The organism is Pseudobacteriovorax antillogorgiicola (assembly GCF_900177345.1).
Lineage (GTDB): Bacteria > Bdellovibrionota_B > Oligoflexia > Oligoflexales > Oligoflexaceae > Pseudobacteriovorax > Pseudobacteriovorax antillogorgiicola.
On sequence record NZ_FWZT01000021.1, the window covers coordinates 40655 to 57837 of the forward strand.

At 46.5% G+C, this 17183-nt stretch carries 18 protein-coding genes; 10 read left to right on the forward strand and 8 right to left on the reverse strand.

Features of this window, described 5'->3' with window-relative positions:
* Positions 1-82 precede the first annotated feature (82 nt).
* On the reverse strand, positions 83-2158 hold the full coding sequence (locus B9N89_RS22965) for a vWA domain-containing protein (RefSeq protein ID WP_132323078.1): 2076 nt from the start codon (positions 2156-2158) through the stop codon (positions 83-85).
* A 431-nt stretch (positions 2159-2589) separates the two neighbouring features.
* Between B9N89_RS22965 and B9N89_RS22970 the strand changes: the two genes are divergently transcribed.
* Together B9N89_RS22970 and B9N89_RS22975 are read left to right on the forward strand one after the other, a co-directional pair.
* Complete coding sequence (locus B9N89_RS22970) at positions 2590-3132, forward strand: hypothetical protein (protein ID WP_132323080.1); 543 nt, start codon at positions 2590-2592, stop codon at positions 3130-3132.
* Between the two features lie 125 nt (positions 3133-3257).
* Entirely contained in the window at positions 3258-3686 is a 429-nt protein-coding gene (locus tag B9N89_RS22975) for a response regulator (RefSeq protein ID WP_132323082.1), read from the forward strand.
* A gap of 12 nt (positions 3687-3698) precedes the next feature.
* Here the strand turns inward: B9N89_RS22975 and B9N89_RS22980 are convergent, their stop codons facing one another.
* The 3 genes from B9N89_RS22980 to B9N89_RS22990 form a co-directional block, all read right to left on the reverse strand.
* Positions 3699-4184 carry a hypothetical protein gene (locus B9N89_RS22980; protein ID WP_132323084.1) on the reverse strand — a complete coding sequence of 162 codons (486 nt, stop codon included), beginning with the start codon at positions 4182-4184 and terminating at the stop codon, positions 3699-3701.
* 165 nt (positions 4185-4349) lie between these two features.
* Positions 4350-4853, reverse strand: a complete 504-nt coding sequence (locus B9N89_RS22985; RefSeq protein ID WP_132323086.1) for a hypothetical protein — start codon at positions 4851-4853, stop codon at positions 4350-4352.
* Positions 4854-5025: 172 nt separating this feature from the next.
* Complete coding sequence (locus B9N89_RS22990; protein ID WP_132323088.1) at positions 5026-5844, reverse strand: S1 family peptidase; 819 nt, start codon at positions 5842-5844, stop codon at positions 5026-5028.
* Positions 5845-5925: 81 nt separating this feature from the next.
* On the opposite strand from B9N89_RS22990, the gene B9N89_RS22995 reads away from it, so the two are divergent.
* Both B9N89_RS22995 and B9N89_RS23000 read left to right on the forward strand, forming a co-directional pair.
* On the forward strand, positions 5926-7107 hold the full coding sequence (locus tag B9N89_RS22995; RefSeq protein ID WP_132323090.1) for a cupin domain-containing protein: 1182 nt from the start codon (positions 5926-5928) through the stop codon (positions 7105-7107).
* 81 nt (positions 7108-7188) lie between these two features.
* Positions 7189-7851 carry an HAD family hydrolase gene (locus B9N89_RS23000; RefSeq protein WP_132323092.1) on the forward strand — a complete coding sequence of 221 codons (663 nt, stop codon included), beginning with the start codon at positions 7189-7191 and terminating at the stop codon, positions 7849-7851.
* A 121-nt stretch (positions 7852-7972) separates the two neighbouring features.
* Here B9N89_RS23000 and B9N89_RS23005 read toward each other — a convergent pair whose 3' ends face one another.
* Positions 7973-8941: a tetratricopeptide repeat protein gene (locus B9N89_RS23005; protein WP_132323094.1), complete on the reverse strand. Its 969-nt coding sequence runs from the start codon at positions 8939-8941 to the stop codon at positions 7973-7975.
* A 633-nt stretch (positions 8942-9574) separates the two neighbouring features.
* On the opposite strand from B9N89_RS23005, the gene B9N89_RS23010 reads away from it, so the two are divergent.
* On the forward strand, positions 9575-9892 hold the full coding sequence (locus B9N89_RS23010) for a helix-turn-helix domain-containing protein (RefSeq protein WP_159455581.1): 318 nt from the start codon (positions 9575-9577) through the stop codon (positions 9890-9892).
* Between the two features lie 354 nt (positions 9893-10246).
* On the opposite strand, the gene B9N89_RS23015 is transcribed toward B9N89_RS23010, so the two are convergent.
* Positions 10247-10708 carry a hypothetical protein gene (locus B9N89_RS23015; protein ID WP_132323098.1) on the reverse strand — a complete coding sequence of 154 codons (462 nt, stop codon included), beginning with the start codon at positions 10706-10708 and terminating at the stop codon, positions 10247-10249.
* 289 nt (positions 10709-10997) lie between these two features.
* On the opposite strand from B9N89_RS23015, the gene B9N89_RS23020 reads away from it, so the two are divergent.
* Positions 10998-11882 carry a leucine-rich repeat domain-containing protein gene (locus B9N89_RS23020; RefSeq protein WP_159455582.1) on the forward strand — a complete coding sequence of 295 codons (885 nt, stop codon included), beginning with the start codon at positions 10998-11000 and terminating at the stop codon, positions 11880-11882.
* Positions 11883-11934: 52 nt separating this feature from the next.
* On the opposite strand, the gene B9N89_RS23025 is transcribed toward B9N89_RS23020, so the two are convergent.
* A complete protein-coding gene (locus tag B9N89_RS23025) occupies positions 11935-13206 on the reverse strand; it encodes a hybrid sensor histidine kinase/response regulator (protein ID WP_132323102.1) in 1272 nt (423 codons plus the stop codon).
* A gap of 277 nt (positions 13207-13483) precedes the next feature.
* Entirely contained in the window at positions 13484-14446 is a 963-nt protein-coding gene (locus B9N89_RS23030) for a hypothetical protein (RefSeq protein WP_132323104.1), read from the reverse strand.
* A 200-nt stretch (positions 14447-14646) separates the two neighbouring features.
* On the opposite strand from B9N89_RS23030, the gene B9N89_RS23035 reads away from it, so the two are divergent.
* The 4 genes from B9N89_RS23035 to B9N89_RS23050 are packed head-to-tail and all read left to right on the forward strand — an operon-like array spanning position 14647 to position 17171.
* The gene (locus tag B9N89_RS23035) at positions 14647-15297 is read left to right on the forward strand and encodes a MotA/TolQ/ExbB proton channel family protein (protein WP_132323106.1); all 651 of its coding nucleotides are present in this window, start codon (positions 14647-14649) and stop codon (positions 15295-15297) included.
* Positions 15298-15329: 32 nt separating this feature from the next.
* Positions 15330-15884, forward strand: coding sequence for a biopolymer transporter ExbD (locus B9N89_RS23040; RefSeq protein WP_132323108.1), 555 nt, complete (start codon positions 15330-15332; stop codon positions 15882-15884).
* Between the two features lie 9 nt (positions 15885-15893).
* The gene (locus B9N89_RS23045) at positions 15894-16400 is read left to right on the forward strand and encodes an ExbD/TolR family protein (RefSeq protein ID WP_132323110.1); all 507 of its coding nucleotides are present in this window, start codon (positions 15894-15896) and stop codon (positions 16398-16400) included.
* A gap of 18 nt (positions 16401-16418) precedes the next feature.
* Positions 16419-17171: an outer membrane beta-barrel domain-containing protein gene (locus B9N89_RS23050; RefSeq protein ID WP_132323112.1), complete on the forward strand. Its 753-nt coding sequence runs from the start codon at positions 16419-16421 to the stop codon at positions 17169-17171.
* Positions 17172-17183: the final 12 nt, after the last annotated feature.

Below are 17183 nucleotides of genomic sequence, written 5' to 3' on the forward strand. Positions count from 1 at the left end.
ATGGTGGGGGGCTTTTCAGATAAAAAAACGAAGGCCTGAGACTCGGCCTTCGTTTCTGATCTTTGATGAATTGAGACTCAGTCTAGAGCGGGGTTGCTTGGATTCTAACCTTAGCTCCAGGGGGTAAGTCTTTCTGTAGAATGACTACGGTTTGTTCGAAAAGGTGAAAGCTTTCGAACTCTTTGCCGTCGACAAAAACTTGCCATAGCACTGGCCCAGCATAATCGAAGTCCAAGGTGAACGAGTTTTGATAGTCTTTGATCTCGGTGTAATTGATGTCGATGGTTTCGAAGTCTTCATCACTACAGCTAAAGCTAAGCTCCTTATCAGAAATCTTAACATCTTGCTCGCAGGTCTGACGCTCTCCACCGGCAGAAATAGAGAGCGATGAGGGTACTATGCTATGGGGGATCGGTAACTTAAATTGCCTCTGGTCTTCGTCAAACTCAAGGTTGTATTCGGCACGCACCTTGCGACCATTGTAAATGTCATTCGAAGGAAACTTTAACTTTCCAAACTCATCGATTTCCACTTCGATCGGTTCACCGGATTCCAAATCCACTACGCGAAAATTCTCTAGGTCGCTTGGTTCAACACCCACGACATCGTAAGTTTCGGTCTTATCGCCATCGCGAGCGTAGGAAATTCTGATTTCTGCATCATCTGTCGGTGGCTCGTCGAAGATAATCCTTTTGGTAACTTCGTCGATGGTAAAATCTGTATGAGGAGTGCCATTAACCCAAACGCTAAGCGAATCCTCTAGGTAGCTTAGGGACGGCGTAAATTGAGTTTCTAGGGGCGTGTCTTCGCGGAAGACCAAATCGATCCGGGCCCGATCTTCGGGCAGTTGATTGAATTCAACCTGGCGGGTTGATGAATTGTAACTATAGGTTACTGAGCTTGCTGCAGTGTTGTTGACCAGCACTGATAAGGTGTCCGGGTCTACTGCCATACCTGCCGAGAAGAAGCGAGTCTTGCTCACCGGATCGTGCTTATAAGTGATGGAGATTTGTGATGAGCCATCAGCAACGGGTTCCGTGATAGTCAAAACGTTAGAGTCGGTGAAGTAGCTGCTCACAGGGTTGCCATCGATACTGATACCCATGGTTCCGACGGGGGTATAAGCTAGCTCAAACTGGACGTTGATCTTGTCCCCAACATTCTGTGATATCTGTTCAAGAACGACGCCATAATCAGATTGGCAAATATCGGTGTAGATACCCCCAGTGGTTGTAATGAGATCCACGTAGTTTGAAGGGTTCGGTGGGTTTTCATAATAGCCTGACTGCTGACAAGAGGAATCACTAGCTACGGGTGGATCTTGGAGCAGAAGCAATCCATGAACCACAGGGTCTGGATCGAACTTATCAGTAAGGTAGGAAGCTGTTTCATGAGCCTCACCAGGACAGCCTTCGTTGGATGCTGATCCGCAGTTTTCCTCATCGGTCACAAGCAGAACAGAAACCTGCGCTTGGGGTCGCAACCAAGGAATGGTGGATGCTCCACACTTTCCTTCCAAGGCATCGGCAGCCATGAGAATACCCCGTTCATAAGAACTTCGAACTCCCACATCGATCAATTCTCTAAAGGCTTCTTGAGCTGCTGTGGGGTCGGAGTTATAGTAGTTGCGCGTAAGAATTTGAACACCTGAAATGGTCTGTCTAAGACATGAATCAGAGGTTGTTGCCACAGCGATTCGCCAGTTCGTATTGCCCACATGACTTAAAATATTGGGTAGACTGTTTGCAAGGCGTTGTTGATAGCCATCCATAGAATCAGAGTCATCAATCACAATCAAGAGGTCAAGAAGACCAGCCTCGGAAACAGCAAAAGTTTCTGTAGCATCATCACCATCGTGACCTTGGAAGGCTGTGATTGTTTGTACTGGGCGGTTTGTCTGCCGCAAGGATTCTTCGGTGAGTGGCTCTTGTGCTAACGAAAACTCATGGCTGACAAGACCAAAGCCGGTATTGATACTCACGGATTGATCCGATGCTGAGCCAGCAACCCACTCCTTAGCCAGAGCTGGGCTCGCGTCTTCTGATTGTGCTTCAGTCGGATTTTTGGGGGCCTCAACAAACTGGGGAGGCGCATTTACCCCGCAGGCACTCAAGGTGGCCCAAGCCCACACGATATGGGGGATACTCTTATTCGTCATGATCTGTCCCTCTAATGCAAAGCGCGACACTCTTGCCGCAGGTGACTCATCCTTGGCTTCGGTAGGGCTGGCAGCTTGAGTTGAACATGGTCCAAGTCGCAGAATCTTTGCTCTAAGGGGATCACTTAAAGGCCCAGATTCAAATAAAAATCTGCAATACAGGATCAGGAGTAACAAATTGGTAATTTTTACGCAGGGGTCACGATGTCTTGAATGATCTTGGAACTGCCGGGAAAAGAACTGCAAATACTGAAGCTTACTGCCTCTGGTGAGTGGGGGTGTTAGTAGCTTGCTATAAACCGATGAACTAGCTGCTGCTCCAGTCCGCTATCTGCATGGAATGATAAGGTTTCCTAGTTCGCGACTATTTTCGTTAAATGCTTGTAATTCTAAAGCCGATAAGGGGAAAGGACTGGAAAAAGGAGTGAGATATGAAGCCCGTTACAGCAATCTCTTGGATTGCCTGTCTTTGCATCGCAGCGATGAGCTGTGAATCTCAAAATGCTGAAAATCCAACAGCGCCCAACGACGAAATCCTGGTAAATGGTGGCGATGCCGTAGGTGTTCAACCGGAAAATCCGGGAGAAAATCCCGATGCCCAAGATCCTTCGCCGCCAGAGATGCCAGACATTCCCGTGGCAAGTGAAGATGAAGAGGGAGTTATCACCCTTAACGTGGTGCCTGGGGAGCAACTGCCAGATCGGCTGAAGACTTGTCTCGATCAGGGAGTCGCAGGCGAGGTCACCAATGGCTCTTTCGCCTGTAATCAGCAAGCACTGGTGGTTTGCAACGATTTGTCTGAGGGCCAGAAGCTAGCCGCTAAGACCTATTCCGAGGAAAATATTCCTGACTATGCCCTGTGGGGATGTTCAGTCACTGCTGACGAAACCCCTATGCTGCACTTCTACATGACCGATGGCGTGTCTCTTAAGATCTTTAATCTTGCGGTTCAAAAGGCAGCGCCTGCACAGTAACTCATTTGAAGCAATCCAAAGATAACGTCGACGAAGAACTCTCATTGGCAAGAGAATCTTCGTTGATCTCGATTCATTCGTGGCCGTAAAGGATGATGTACTTCAACTGAATTTGGTGAGACATCATGCTAAAATCGGCTCTAATTGTTGATGATGATCCTGGGATCCTAGCCCTGATCTCTGAGATCATATCCCAGCATGGATTTCTTTCAGCAGGTGTTTCAAGAGGCGAAGATGCTCTAGACTATGGCCGAGAACTTCATGAAATGGACGTTGTTTTTACCGACTTGAGAATGCCAGGCATGGATGGCTTTGAGTTGACGGCGACGCTTCGTAAGCGTGGCATAAGCTGTCCCATCATCGCTATCACGGGCCTGCCAGATAAAGGGCAAAGCCTGTATCACAGCAACGATGGCAAGGCTCGGGAGCGTCCGGATATGATCCTACCCAAGCCCTTCGGCTTGGGTCAGATGGAACAGGTGCTAGCCTATCTCAACCATATTGAGTCGCCCGTTGCGAAGCAAGCTGCAATGCAGCTTGACCTCGGTTTCTAAGCACACCTCTATCTAGCGATAACCGCTTTTAATCCAGGCCTTGATGAATGTCTTCACATTGCTTGGTTTTGTGCTGTTATTGACGAACCGCTCGGCCCAGCCATCGTCTCCGACCCAGGCAATTCCCGTGTCGGCGATTGGTGATGAGGTGTCGATCGCTGTGAGGGCTTCGTCTTCTGCAGATTCGACCCAATAGCCACCGAGTGCTAAGGAATTGTTATGGCAGGCGCTACACTTTTGGCCATCGTCCCGACCGGCGACCTTGCTCATGATGATATCCGCTAAGTTTTTGCCATCGATATTGGGGTTGGCCTCTAAGCCAAAATCGGTGGAGCGGATGGTTTCGTCAATACGGAGTGTTGTTTTCGTGTCCTGACTCCCGGGTTCGGCATCTGCGGAAGCTGCCATCGACTTCTTGTAACGAGAGGCGACGGGCTCCTCCGAAGAACAGGAAGCCAAACCCAAGCTGAGTGCTAGGCTCAAACTGAAGTAATTCAAGTCTTAGTCCCTACCTACGACATATTGATGTTGGTCGGTGAGAAATATGCAAATATGGCGCCATGAGCTAAGGGCCTGAAACTTCGTTTCTCAAAAGGAAATATGTTGGGAATCCCACAAAAATTGCGGGTGACGTTGAGAAATATCGCGAATCGATTACTAAAACTAATGTTTTGTGTTAATTTGACTTGATGAGAATGATAGCTGCTCGTCGAACGTCACGTTTTCTAAATCAAGACGTTCTGTACCGGATTGTCTAAAGTTTAGTTGCAACTGTTCCCGAAAGCTTTGGTTGAAGGGCCTAATGCAATTTCTAAACTCTGGGCTCGTGAGGGCATAGTTTTCACAGCTCTGCTGAACGGGAGCAAAAAAACTGGTGCATGAATCCACGTACTGCGGAACGTACGAGCGAACCAACTTGAGCTTTTCTGAACCGCTAATGTCAATTCCAGTTCTGCGATAACGATCGATCAGCTGTTCCAAAAGCTCACGAAATTCCGTATCTTTCGGGCCAAATTGATAGATTTGAGTACCACTTTCCTGCTCTGCCATATAGAAGGCGATGGGGTGCTGCACACACTGATCTTGAATCAGTTGCTCCACATCGGTTTTTTGCGGCTTGCATGCCATCCAGCAAAAATTCGCGATGATAAGTAGGCTTGCTTTCATCATGCCCTCAGGTCAGTCCATTGACGCCATCGGCAAGCAGATAAAAAGCTTGAAGGTTTTTCCTGATTGCAGAGGATCTTCTTAAGAATTCAGGTCGTTTGGAGGAGTGCAAACATAAGTTGCACGTTTCTGCGCAGGAGGGAAGGAGTGAGCCCTTGCGGGCTCACAGAACTTAGTTGCAAGGGAGTCCTAAATCAATTCCAGAGTCTTCCTGGACCCAGCAGATATTGGCACTCATACGGCCCCAGATACCGCCAGTGCCACAGCGTCCACCCCGAGAGACAACACCAAATACCCGCCACTCACCATTGGCGAGTTGTCCGTAGGCAGGTCCGCCACTGTCTCCCTGGCAGGAGTCTTTACCATCTTTTCCAATGTAAACCTCGTTGTCAGTAACCCGCGTGATCTCGGCGTCCACCTCATACTTGACTCCGTAGCCACCACCATCTCGGGTGCCAAAGCCAACGAGTCGTACTGAGTTACCAATGCCCAAGACTTCTTCGATCTCATCATCAGCAAAAAGGATCTCTGGAATATCTGCTTCTTCAATATCGAATGGTTCTTCAAGGACCAGATAGGCAATGTCATCCCAGCCAGAGGTCTTGCGGCCATATTTGGGAGAAATTTCGAAGCGAGATACCTGATACTGGCCTGAAATTCGACCTCCCTCTTTGCCTTCACCGCTGTAGACGCTGAGCGAAGACGGGCTCCACACCCCGGAAACGCAGTGCGCTGCGGTGATAACTAAGTTGGGATGAACTACTGTTCCAGAGCAATTGATACCTCGGCCACTCACAAGGCCAATCGTTGAGGGCCATTGGCCCTTGCTTACTTTAGAACCGCCATATATTTTGGGGTCGCTCGTTGTTTCCTTGCCACAGGATGTCAGGATAAGCCCTAATGCAAAAATTCCGGTTACGCCGTACTTGACTGATTGGAATAGAGACCGAGTCATGAGAACCTCGAATGTTGTATAGGATGGATGAGTCATTGACTAGATAGCCAGTTAAGGAAAAATAATCGATTAACTAAAAATAAATTGCCATTAATTTCACCTAGTTCGGATTACCTAATGTGTGACCAAATTAATTTTGTAGATCTTGACCCCCAAGGCTTTCTCGAAAACTACTGGCAAAAAAAGCCATTGCTCATAAAAAATGGATTTGCATATTTACGAGAAGTTCTCGAACCGGAAGAGTTGGCCGGACTCAGTTGTGAACAGGGGGTGGAGTCGAGGCTTATCCTTGAAAAGGGCGGGGTGAAGCCATGGGAGGTCCGCCACGGGCCGTTTGAAGAAGACGACTTCACAACCCTTCCTCAAGATTCTTGGACACTTTTAGTCCAAGGGGTTGAACAATGGATTCCCGAAGTTTACCAGCTTCTCGAATCGTTTCGGTTCGTACCCAACTGGCGAGTAGATGATGTCATGGTATCTTACGCTCCAGACGGAGGCAGTGTCGGAGCTCATGTGGATCAGTACGATGTGTTTCTAATTCAAGGCTTTGGCCAACGGGAGTGGCGGATAGGTAAAGAGCCATTGAAAGAGGAGCTAATCATTCCTGGTCTCGATGTAAAAATTCTTCAGGAGTTCAATGACTACGAAGCTCTCCATCTAGATCTAGGCGACGTGTTGTATCTACCTCCTGGGATTGCCCACCATGGGATCGCCAAGGGTAGGTCTATGACTTATTCGGTAGGGTTTCGTGCACCTCATAACAAAGAACTCGCTGGTCATTTTGCAGATCACGTCTTGCTCCATGGTCGACGGGAGGTCATGTATCGAGACCCCGACTTAGAGTTGCAAGAAAGTTCTGGGGAAATGAATCAAGCTAGCCTTGATCGTTTATTTCGCGAAGTGCAGGCGACTCTAGGAGATCGAGACTTGTTCAACGACTTTGTTGGCCGCTATATGACGCTTCCCAAGTACGATCACAAGCCCGAGCCTCAGGATCCGACTTGCCTCGACGACCTCAGAGATGATGATGTCCTTGAGCCTTTTTTGGGTGCGCGAATGCTGTATCAAAAAACCCACAAACTTGTTCTTTATATCAACGGGGAGCCATTTCCTGTAGAGATGGAAGCCCTGCCTGTGGTGAAAGCCTTGTGCGACAGTAAACAAGCCTTTTTATGGGGTGAGCTTAAGAGCGCAGCTCTTCGCTGCAACGGCTTGGGCTTGCTTCAAGATTTGGTCAAAGAGGGCTGGTTGCTTGTTGCGGATCCTACAGAAGATGATGGAAGTCGCAAAGAGTCATAATTTTTGGTTGATTCGTCGCCTAAAACCGTGTGAATTATGAGTCACTGTTTCGAAAAATTTAATCCAGCTTAGGGGCCATCCATGACTCGTGTTGTCGCGTTTTTCGATCTCGATCGTACCCTCATTGATGTAAATAGTGCGGTATTGTATGCAAAGTACGAACGACGCCACAAACGAATAAGTCTATGGCAGATGTGGACCGCAGTTTTTTATACCAGTCTTTACCACCTGAACCTTTTGGATATGGAGTTGGCCTATCTTAAGGCCTTGCGCCATTACAAAGGGCAATGTGAAAAAGACGTTGATAAAAATACCCGTGAGTTTTTTTACCAAGAGGTACACAAGCGACTTCAGCCCGGTGCCCAGAGAGCTTTGGATTTCCATCGCAAGGCGGGACACCAGCTGGTTTTGCTAAGCACGAGTTCAGTCTACCAAGCACGTGCCGCAGCTGAAGCTTGGGGGTTGGACGATGTGATTGCCAATCGATTTCCCACAGACAAGGGTTTCTTAAACGGAACTTTTGAAAAGCCCTTGTGCTATGGGCAAGGTAAGGTAGATCTGGCGGAAAAGTGGATCAATGGTAAGGGAATCGATCTGGAACAATGTTATTTCTATTCGGACTCCTATTCCGATCTGCCCATGTTGCAGAGGGTTGGAAATCCGAAGATCGTCAATCCAGATCCTCGGCTAAAACAGTTTTCTAGGCGTCAAAAGTGGGAAGTACTTAACTGGAGTGCGGTGTAAACACATCCTATGGTTAAGGGGAGCAAAACTCTCTACGATTTTACTATTTCCTCGCATTTTTTAACCAAGCCTTGTCTCATAGGTTGTGCTCCCTTTGATAAGTGCCGGGCTCTCTGAGCATCTACAAGGACTTTGTCCAGGTGATCATCCCAACCGCTCCTGATGCTTGAGGCACGACGTCTACCTTCCAAGTTTTGGGCTCTGGGCGTTCCGGTGCCAGGTAAATGCTCTCTAAAACCTCGTTGTTGGCCAGTTGATTCTTAGCCTCTTCAATGGCGCCCCGTCTGCGTCCGCGGCGGCCTCTCGCTGGCTCCCGTGGTGGGTTTAAGACGGCTTCAGCTACGCCGACTCCATAAAGACCCAAGAACAAAAACAATCCGGTTTGAGCCTCTTCGCGGGCAGCAATTACAAACTGCTCGTTGGCATCCAGATAAGCATTAAACTCTTCATCCGAGAACGAAGATGAGGCCTCCTGTTCATCGATCACCTGCAATGCCTCTGCATCAGCCGCGTCAGCAGCACTGTTTCTTTCGAAGAACAGCAAGATCCCCAAGGCTTGTCCAGCCGCCAATCCTGCTCCCAGTAGTGTTTTACCCTGAGAGAACTGCCCCAAGCCAAATGGTAAGAAAGTCATGATCCCCCCAGAGCTAGCAGGTTCTTGGCGAGACATAGAACGTCGGCTGCGCCTTGCACTCCTGAAGCTGCGAGAGCTTGAGCCACGGGATCGGCCCCTGATCTGTTTTTTAGTGCGCTTGAAAAGAGCGATAGCGCGACGATCGCGAGACTCCTCACGACTGATCGTGAGGGTTGGATCGAGTTTGAGGGCTCGTTTGAAGTAGGCTGCAGCTTTCGAGCGTTTGCCTAACTTAAATTCTGTAAGGCCTAGAAGCTTATAGATAAGCGCCTTATCATAACGGTCACTGGTTTGCCTGAGACCCTGACTCAAGAACTTTTTCGCCTTGCGATAATTGCCATTGAGATAAGATTGATAACCCCGGTCGAAGGCTTGAGCAGGCAAGGTTTCTGGTTTAATCAAGACACAGGAAAAAAAGAATATGGCAAGGTATCTAAGAATCGACTGTGGGCTCATCCTCTAGCATCCTTTATTTGGAGTCACAGGGCAAATATCTTCACCAGCAATATTACGCCTATGACCATTTTAGCGTATTCGAGCCCAAGATTTGAATACCATCGCCAGATTCTTATGGAATGATTGTTCCGAAGTGCTTTCATGTCTATGTAATAAATATCGTTAATGCTTGTTGTTCAGGAAAGCGGAAATAGAATCTAAGTTAAAAAAATCATGCTTTTGATTTTCGCGCAAATGAATTGTCGTTCGCATTTGGTCACAATGAGTTCGTCCTTAATTGCATCTGCTGTCAAAATCAGCTAACTAAACCAGACAGCAAACTAAAAATAGGAACCCCCAGGACAAGTTCTTTCTACAATAATTAGACTATTCAAAACCTTACGTTGGAGTAAGGTTTACCTTGATTCCGACTAGCATAAAATATATAATGAAATTAATCTGATATCAGATAGGGTAATGGCTTATGCAGGGATCTGCAAAGCTTGGTATTACTAGATATTACTAGTTAAAATTTCTTAAGTTTTACGATAAGGTGCGTCGCACTTGAAAAACAGAAGGAAATCTTACTAACCCGTAAGATAGTTGCCACATTGGCCATCACGTACTTTTAATCAATCAGTGAGGATGTTGTCATTGAAAGCTCCCATTGCAGAATTTAGCCGCAAGTATAGTTTATCCAAGCGTGAGCAAGACGTACTCACTTTATTGGTAAGCCGCATCGTGAATGCTGAAGAAATATCCAAGCGCTTGGGAATCAGCCAAAACACAGTTAGAATTCACGTGAAGAACATCAACACAAAAGTTGGGGTTCGCAGCAAATCCGAAATTCTTAGTACCTTCATTGGTTTTTTAGGAACGTTCTACGATATTCCACAGGACTTAGGTTCAGACTTAGGTATTCCGTTACCCCCTTCAGCCCGATCTGGTGTTGATGTAGTTGAAACTAATTAATTTCTAAATTTGAGAAGGCTTTCAGGTGCTTAGATCCTGCACTAAGGCCCCCGTTGGGTAGCAGCGATAGTATCTCTATCCTAGAGGCGTATGCGACACAGGGCAAACCAGCCAAGTGTCCAGGGTGGAGAGAAGCTTAATGAAGTTTCTTAATCTAGGATTTTTAGGCTGTATACCTACTTTGTTTTCACAATGCCCGAGCTTCGTGGGTAGCTTTCGATATCAGTTGGCTAGACAAGCTGCTCCAGTTTGCCAAAGGCCACGAATGCGAGTTCATCAAGGTGGTCGAAGCCTTAAGTGGTAGGCCGTTTGAATAGGGGGTGCAGAGGGGGAGATAAGCTCTCCCCGTAGGCCTTACTTACCTTCTACTTCGCAAGTTGGGTCAGTAGGGTCGACGTAGTCATCGTCGCCAGCATCATCGCCTTTGCCATCGTCATCGGTATCTTCGTCGTCTTCGTAATCATCACCCTTGTCGTCACCATCATCACCCTTATCATCATCGTCGTCGCCCTTATCGTCGTCATCATTCTGAGACGGATCGTCGTTTTGTGATGGGTCATCATTTTGGGTAGGGTCATCGTAATCGTCATCCTTGTCTTCGCCTTTTCCTTTACCCTTGCCATCCTCATCACCGGAACCCCAGTAATCAGTCATGCAATCTTCTTCGAGGAAGTCATCACCATTGTCGCCACCATCGATTTCTCCACCGTATGGTGTCGCGGTTTGATCTTCCGCACTGTGATTGCTTGCAGAGTTACAGGCAAAACCGAGAAGCCCTAACGAAAGAACAACTGCAAGATTCGTCAATTTCAACATAAACATCTCCTAAAACAACATTTTTTACGTCAGCAACAATTGCAGGTCGTAAAGAAGTAGAAACAAGCTTCCGCTCATCGGAAGCTTGTGCAATGGTCTGACCAAAGTTCGAGAAGGTTTAATATGTTGATATTGTTAGTATTCGTTGAAATCTGCGGTTCGGTAAGAATGTTTACGCCTCATCGGGGTGTCAAGGACTTGGACAAGAGCCTGTTTTTTCCCCTAAATTTTTGCGGAAGTCGAGCCGATAAGCAGCCATTACCATACTATGACTAAAGGGGTGAAAAGTATGAGGATTTGGGGACTTGCAGTGACGCTCTCACTTTCCCTTGCTCTGACGTTTTCCTGTAAGGAAAAAGGGTTTGAAGAGTCCAATGATGAAGAGGCAGCAGTAACTGATGATAGCGACACTGGAGGAGCAATACCCCTTCCAGAAGAAGTGGATGAACGAGCCGAGGAAAATAAGACATTTAATGACTATTGCTTCGACGAAGATCCTGATCCAGGAATTCAGGCCACCGTCGAGGCGCTAAGGGCTATTACCAATGAAACCCTCTGCGGAATTGTTGCCGGTAAGGCATCCAGAATGGACCCTCTTGATCTTTCCGGCCGTGGCCTTACAGATCTCCGTCCTCTCCGCGGCATCGGCGATTTGAGAAACATTGATCTAAGTGGTAACCTAATATCCGACATTAGCGTACTTGCAAGTTTCACCAACCTAACAAGCCTTGATATTTCGGGAAATCCTGTGACTTCGGTAGAGGTGCTAAAAGACTCTGTTAGGCTCCAGGTGTTAGATATTGGCGGAACGGATATTGAAGTCCTAACATCAGTCGCTTCATTAACAAACTTAACTGAGCTAGACGCGAGCCAGCTTTTCAAAGTCACGGACGCATCGCCTTTAGCAGCCTTGACAAAGCTTAAAATTTTAAATTTGTCCAACACAGAAGTTGCAAACTTAAACGGTCTTTCGACTCTAACAGTTTTGCAAGAGCTGAACGCTAGTGGCTCCCTGTTGGCAGATGTTTCAGGAGTGGCAGGTATCACGTCTCTCACGACGTTCACAGCCATGGCTACTCCAGTGTCTGATGATGCCAACAAGACCGCAGATAACTGTCCGCCAACAGCGGCATCCAGCGCCATCAGTGCTTTTTGTACTGTAGCTGTTGAATAAAAAGAGGTTCAAACCCGCAAAGAGTGAGACCACCCGTTAACGGGTGGTTTTTTTATGGTCTATTTTGTGTAGGTAACTCAATGGTAAACAGGGAGCCATTTGCTGTGGTTTGTTCTAAGTATAGCTTACCCTGGTACTGCTCAATGATCGACTTGGAAAGAGGTAGTCCTAACCCTGAGCTGTTTCCTGGGTATTTGGTGGAAAAGTAAGGCTTCATAATATCTTCTCTGATATCTGCGGGAATCCCGCCACCTGTATCCTGAAAGCGGAGAATAATCTTGTCATTGTCCTCGCAAAGCGAAACGGAAATGGCTTTCTTAGGGCTGCGCCGAACCGCATGGATTGAATTGTTGATGAGGTTTTTAATGACGAAGTTCATATGTTGTTGGTCAACAAATGCAGACATCTGGCCCTGTCCTTGATTCAATTCAAAGCTTATTCCTTCCTTTTCAAAAGACTTCTGGTAGTCGTCAACAATGGATTTCATTAGATCTCTGATATTGGTAATTGGTTCAGTTTTCTGTGGTGGGAGTGGTAGATCATGAAGACTGCTTAAACTTTTCATTAATTTATTAACTCGATTGATCGTCTGATGGGCCTTGGCTGAGTCGTTTTCGAGTCTGCTAAACTCTAAAGCTTTTAGTTCAGCGATCTGGCTTAAGAAATTGGAGTGCTGGCCTAAGTCGGGAAGATCTTCCAGGGCCATTCGCTTTGGGTCTTTTAAAAATTCCTTCTCATGATTCGAGATGGATTCGCGGGCTTTTTCCGAAACCTCATGTGTTTGGCTTTCGAGGCGATCGAGATAAAGATCTAGGTCTCGCTTGCATTCCCACTTATGGGTGAGTGTCGACGCAAGCTGTTTAACTGCAGATATGTCGAAGGGCTTCTTGAGAATCAGGAACTGATCTGATAGTCCAATGATATCGATAATCTCTTGCCAGGTGTAGTCAGTGTAAGCTGTGCACAGTACAACCTCGATATTGGGGTCAGTGACCCAAATTTTTTTGGTCGCCTGGACACCGTCGAGACCGGGAGCCATTCTCGAATCCATGAATACCAGCGCGTAAGGATCGTTCTCTTTAATCGACTGTTCAACTTTTTGACTGGCTTCGATCTCATGGGCCGCATAATCCAAGCGATAGCGTGGATAGTTCGGCCGAGAGTCGGTTTGCGGGTCGGTTTCCTCTCCAAATAGATTCTTACTAAGATCCTGAAGGTCCTGGGTAAATGCGCTTCGTGGGGATAGGATAGTTCGAAAGTCTTCGTAAATTGACGGATTGTCGTCGACAACTAGAATTCGGTATTCTTTTGGCTCTTCGCTCATTAGGGGACCTCCTGAAGTACAAAGTGCTCAGTCATGAGGGGATCAAGTCATCAGAGATGCGCTTATGAATCGTTGCTTGCTCCTGTGACTGCATCAGAGTCTTGCCTCTATCTTAAGATTTGAGTCTGACAAAGCACTCTTATTTAATTCGCATCACAAGCCTCAGATCGTGAGTATTTTTTTCTTACGAAACAGTAGACGAGATCTATCAAGGCCTTAGAAAAATATCAAAGGATAGCACGGAATTCTAGTTCTTTAAGGACTGATATCTGAGGTCTTAAAAAGGTATGGAGAAATAGTGGATCGATCGGGCCATCGTCGAAAAGTCTCGGAGTTGATCGTTGACGTCGATCAGAGCCATGATTTCCGTTTTCTTACCTTCTTCCACATTACAGACTATGGCGTGTGAGGAGTAAAGAATTTTAAAGAGACCAAGGCCAGCACCTCCCCGTTTGGTATCGATGAGGCCCTCGGTAGAGCTTCGCTTGAGAACTTTCTTGAGATATTGAAAGACCTTATCTTTTTTTAGCGCTCCAAAAGGGTCTGAGCTTGAAATCGCAAGAATGCGGCCATCGCAGGCAAAACTAAGTTGACCTTGCTCACCTTCCTGAAGGTGAATGGCCGTGGTTTGATCTATATTTCGAAATCGATCGATACCTGCAGCTGCTGGAGCATCATAAATGGAGTTCATGAGAAGTTCTTCGGTGATGCCAAAGGCCATGCGCGATGTATGCTGACCAAGATGGCAAGCTTGAGCGAACTCCATCACCTTATTGTTGAGCCTTTCCCGCTCTTTTGATGATTTAATCACTTCGTGGTGGATGGTGGTGTTTGGGGCAAGGTATTTTTCAACGCCGAAGATGTCACCAGATGAGAGCTTTGAAATTGTGATCCTTAAGTCATGGGTGGTCCAAGCATCCTTGATTTTGTTGGAAACTACATGGTCGATGAGTGTTTCCTCAACACCACGAAGCTCTGCCGAGTACTCTTTCATCGGCATGGCTGTGACGAGAATGGTCGAGCCTTTTGGTTGCCGCTTGCGAAACTCTGTGAACAGCTCATAGTTGGGGTTATTGGTGACCATGATCATGATAGGGTCAATGTTTTCAAGAACACTTAGGGCTGAAGGCAAGTCAGTGACACTTTCCACCTGAAATTGGCTGCTAATGATACGCAGAGTTTCCCCAGGAGGTAAAGGCTTATACCCGTGGCAGTCGACATAAAGGATTGTCTGTTTCATGGGGTGCTCCAGCTTGCCAGCCAACTATCTTAAGGTATCCAAGAATTCCTTCTTTTCTCATTGTAACTCAATCAGAACAGACTTGCTAGTAACCCAGGATGGTTGACAGGGTCGTTACACCATACGTACAATTTTAGTAAAAGCCCTGAGTTTAATCACTACAGATCTATATTTTACCTATTTTGGAGGTACGGTCCCTCATGGAAGCGCTACATACATATTTTGAGCATGGTGGCTATCCGGTCATGTTTTCGATCTTGGCTACTTTGCTGATTTCCATGGTTATCGTGGTAGAGAGAGCCTACCGCCTTTGGATGGTCTACGATTTGGTGAACAGTGAGGGTTTCATGGCGATGGTCCAGAAGATGGTCATGAATAACTCGATTGAAAATGCGATTCGCCTTTGCAAAAAAGCGCGACCAAAACTCTTGCCTTATGTGTTGGCGGAAGGCTTGAAGCGGTCCAATGACTCCAGCCAAGAAATTCAAAACGCCGTCGACCATGCGATCCTCTCGGCAGCGCCGAAGGTCAATAAAACGGTAGGATTTTTGGCGACTACTGCAAACGTGGCTACACTCTTGGGGCTTCTTGGTACAATTTTTGGATTGATGAGATCGTTCTCAGCGGTTGCCAAGGCTACCGGTGCTCAGAAGCAAGTTCTACTCGCCGAAGGTATCGCCGAAGCATTGAACGCAACATCTTTTGGGCTCTCGGTAGCACTCTTCTGTCTCTTCACCTACGGTGTGCTTCAGGCAAAGCAGGGGGCACTCAACGAGGATATTCAAAAGAATGCAGCGAAATTAATTGACTTGCTTTACACGCGAAAGATGAAACTCAAAAGTCGTGCTTAGAGCACAAACTTTTGCCTAGTTGAGGTGACAAAGTGGGTACTAAGAAGAAAAGGTATAAAAAGCCCAAAGAAACGACCCCTGAATTGAACGTGATGCCTTTTATCGATATTTTTTCGATGTTGAACACGTTCCTTCTGGTTTCAGCTTCTTTTATTGGCTTGGGTATACTTGAAGTCCAGGTGCCATTTTTCTCAAATTCTCCAGATCTAAAGGATGATAAGCCGACTCGCTCACTATCGATTCGGGTCGATGTAGAAGAGTCCAATATCCTGCTCACAACTAGTTGGTCTGAGCCTCCAGAAGATGAGAAAAAAAAGGACTACAAACTAGATGAAGAAGGGCTTGAACAGTTTCATCAGGACCTGATCCAACTCAAAACCGATGTTCCTGAGTCTGATAAAGTCACAATGTTTACAGACGATAATGTTAAATACGATCAAATGATCCTAGTGCTAGATGCGATAAAGACCTTGAAAGAAACTGATCCTAGCTTACCACAGCCTGAAGATAGTGGCAGTGGGCAGGATAGCCGCAATCCAAGTCGATTTCTATATAATAAAGTAGTCATGGGTAGCGTGATTTTATAAGGAGTAGCTATGGCTTCGGTAGGTGGTGACGGCGGAGAAACCTTATCGCTGAATATCATGCCAATGCTTGATATTTTTAGTATTCTACTAACATTTCTTTTGATGAGTTATTCAACGGACCCCACCCAGCATGATGTTGATGAGAACTTAGAGTTGCCCGACTCGGTAACCCTTGTCACTATGGATGAAGTGCCAAGCATCGTTGTCAATCGAAACGAAATCTATGTCAACGATAATAAGATTGTCGATCTCCAAAATGGCAAAATCCCTGAAGATGATGTATTTCAAGGAGGCATCAACTCGGTTTTTAAGGAGCTTAAGAAGCTAGCTATTCAGAACCAAAAAGTAGCTTCGAACCTAACAGATCCCGAAGACAAAAAGAAATCCAAGCCCGGAACGATAACCATTGAGATGGATCGTAAACACGATTTTAGACTCCTACGACGCATTATGATATCGGGTCAGCAAGCTGAGTTTATCCGATTCAAGTTGATGGTGGCTAAAGAGACGATATGAGAGGTCTAAGGCATTAAAATGAAGCTAACAAACTGGCTAACAAAGTCCGTGGCAGGCCTGCTGTGTCTGTCTTTTTCTTGTGGCGATGTCTTAGCTGATCAATTCGAAGATGTTGAAATCCGGGTGATCCGACCGCGATTCTTCAATAAGTCGAATCGTCTGGAGTTAGGTGCGGAGTTATCGACGATCATGAATGAAACCTTCATCTATACATTCATGGCGACTGGTTTAGCTGCCTACCATTTCTCTGAAAGCTTGGCCATAGAAGCTTCCCTATCTTACGGTTTCAATGTCAACAAAGAAGACAAGCGAATCTTGTTCGATGAGTTTGAAATTAAGACACAGATCTTCAGGACGCAGTTCAATGGCGAACTCGCTCTCCAATGGACGCCGATCTATGGGAAGTGGCAGCTAGCTTCAGGGCGTCTCATTTACTTTGATACCTATGTCCAAGGTGGTTTTGGCACAACGGGAATTAATTGGCAGTACAGCGATTTCTGTGATGAACCGGACTTCGAACAAAACCCCGATGCCGAAGCTCTCCCCGAAGACACAACCATCTCTTATCCAACGTTTATGGTGGGTGCAGGTCAACGCTACTTTGTTTCGAAGACCCAAGCCTATAAGCTAGATTTTAGAGTTCATCGATTTCTATACAATACCTTAGATGCCGAGTGTAGTCCGCAGCAGGTACAGGAAAGTGGAGAATTTAAGGATGGTTTTCCTCATGATACGATCACGCTGCATTTTGGAACATCATTTTTCTTCTAGTTGAGTCTTATA

Bases quoted from the DNA above. Each gene is read 5' to 3' on its own strand.
- B9N89_RS22990 (WP_132323088.1), bottom strand. From the start codon at position 5,844: ATGACTCATCCATCCTATACAACATTCGAGGTTCTCATGACTCGGTCT.
- B9N89_RS23030 (WP_132323104.1), bottom strand. From the start codon at position 14,446: ATGAAACAGACAATCCTTTATGTCGACTGCCACGGGTATAAGCCTTTA.
- B9N89_RS22970 (WP_132323080.1), top strand. From the start codon at position 2,590: ATGAAGCCCGTTACAGCAATCTCTTGGATTGCCTGTCTTTGCATCGCA.
- B9N89_RS22995 (WP_132323090.1), top strand. From the start codon at position 5,926: ATGTGTGACCAAATTAATTTTGTAGATCTTGACCCCCAAGGCTTTCTC.
- B9N89_RS23035 (WP_132323106.1), top strand. From the start codon at position 14,647: ATGGAAGCGCTACATACATATTTTGAGCATGGTGGCTATCCGGTCATG.
- B9N89_RS23050 (WP_132323112.1), top strand. From the start codon at position 16,419: ATGAAGCTAACAAACTGGCTAACAAAGTCCGTGGCAGGCCTGCTGTGT.
- B9N89_RS22975 (WP_132323082.1), top strand. From the start codon at position 3,258: ATGCTAAAATCGGCTCTAATTGTTGATGATGATCCTGGGATCCTAGCC.
- B9N89_RS23015 (WP_132323098.1), bottom strand. From the start codon at position 10,708: ATGTTGAAATTGACGAATCTTGCAGTTGTTCTTTCGTTAGGGCTTCTC.
- B9N89_RS22985 (WP_132323086.1), bottom strand. From the start codon at position 4,853: ATGAAAGCAAGCCTACTTATCATCGCGAATTTTTGCTGGATGGCATGC.
- B9N89_RS23000 (WP_132323092.1), top strand. From the start codon at position 7,189: ATGACTCGTGTTGTCGCGTTTTTCGATCTCGATCGTACCCTCATTGAT.
- B9N89_RS22965 (WP_132323078.1), bottom strand. From the start codon at position 2,158: ATGACGAATAAGAGTATCCCCCATATCGTGTGGGCTTGGGCCACCTTG.
- B9N89_RS23020 (WP_159455582.1), top strand. From the start codon at position 10,998: ATGAGGATTTGGGGACTTGCAGTGACGCTCTCACTTTCCCTTGCTCTG.
- B9N89_RS23005 (WP_132323094.1), bottom strand. From the start codon at position 8,941: ATGAGCCCACAGTCGATTCTTAGATACCTTGCCATATTCTTTTTTTCC.
- B9N89_RS23025 (WP_132323102.1), bottom strand. From the start codon at position 13,206: ATGAGCGAAGAGCCAAAAGAATACCGAATTCTAGTTGTCGACGACAAT.
- B9N89_RS23045 (WP_132323110.1), top strand. From the start codon at position 15,894: ATGGCTTCGGTAGGTGGTGACGGCGGAGAAACCTTATCGCTGAATATC.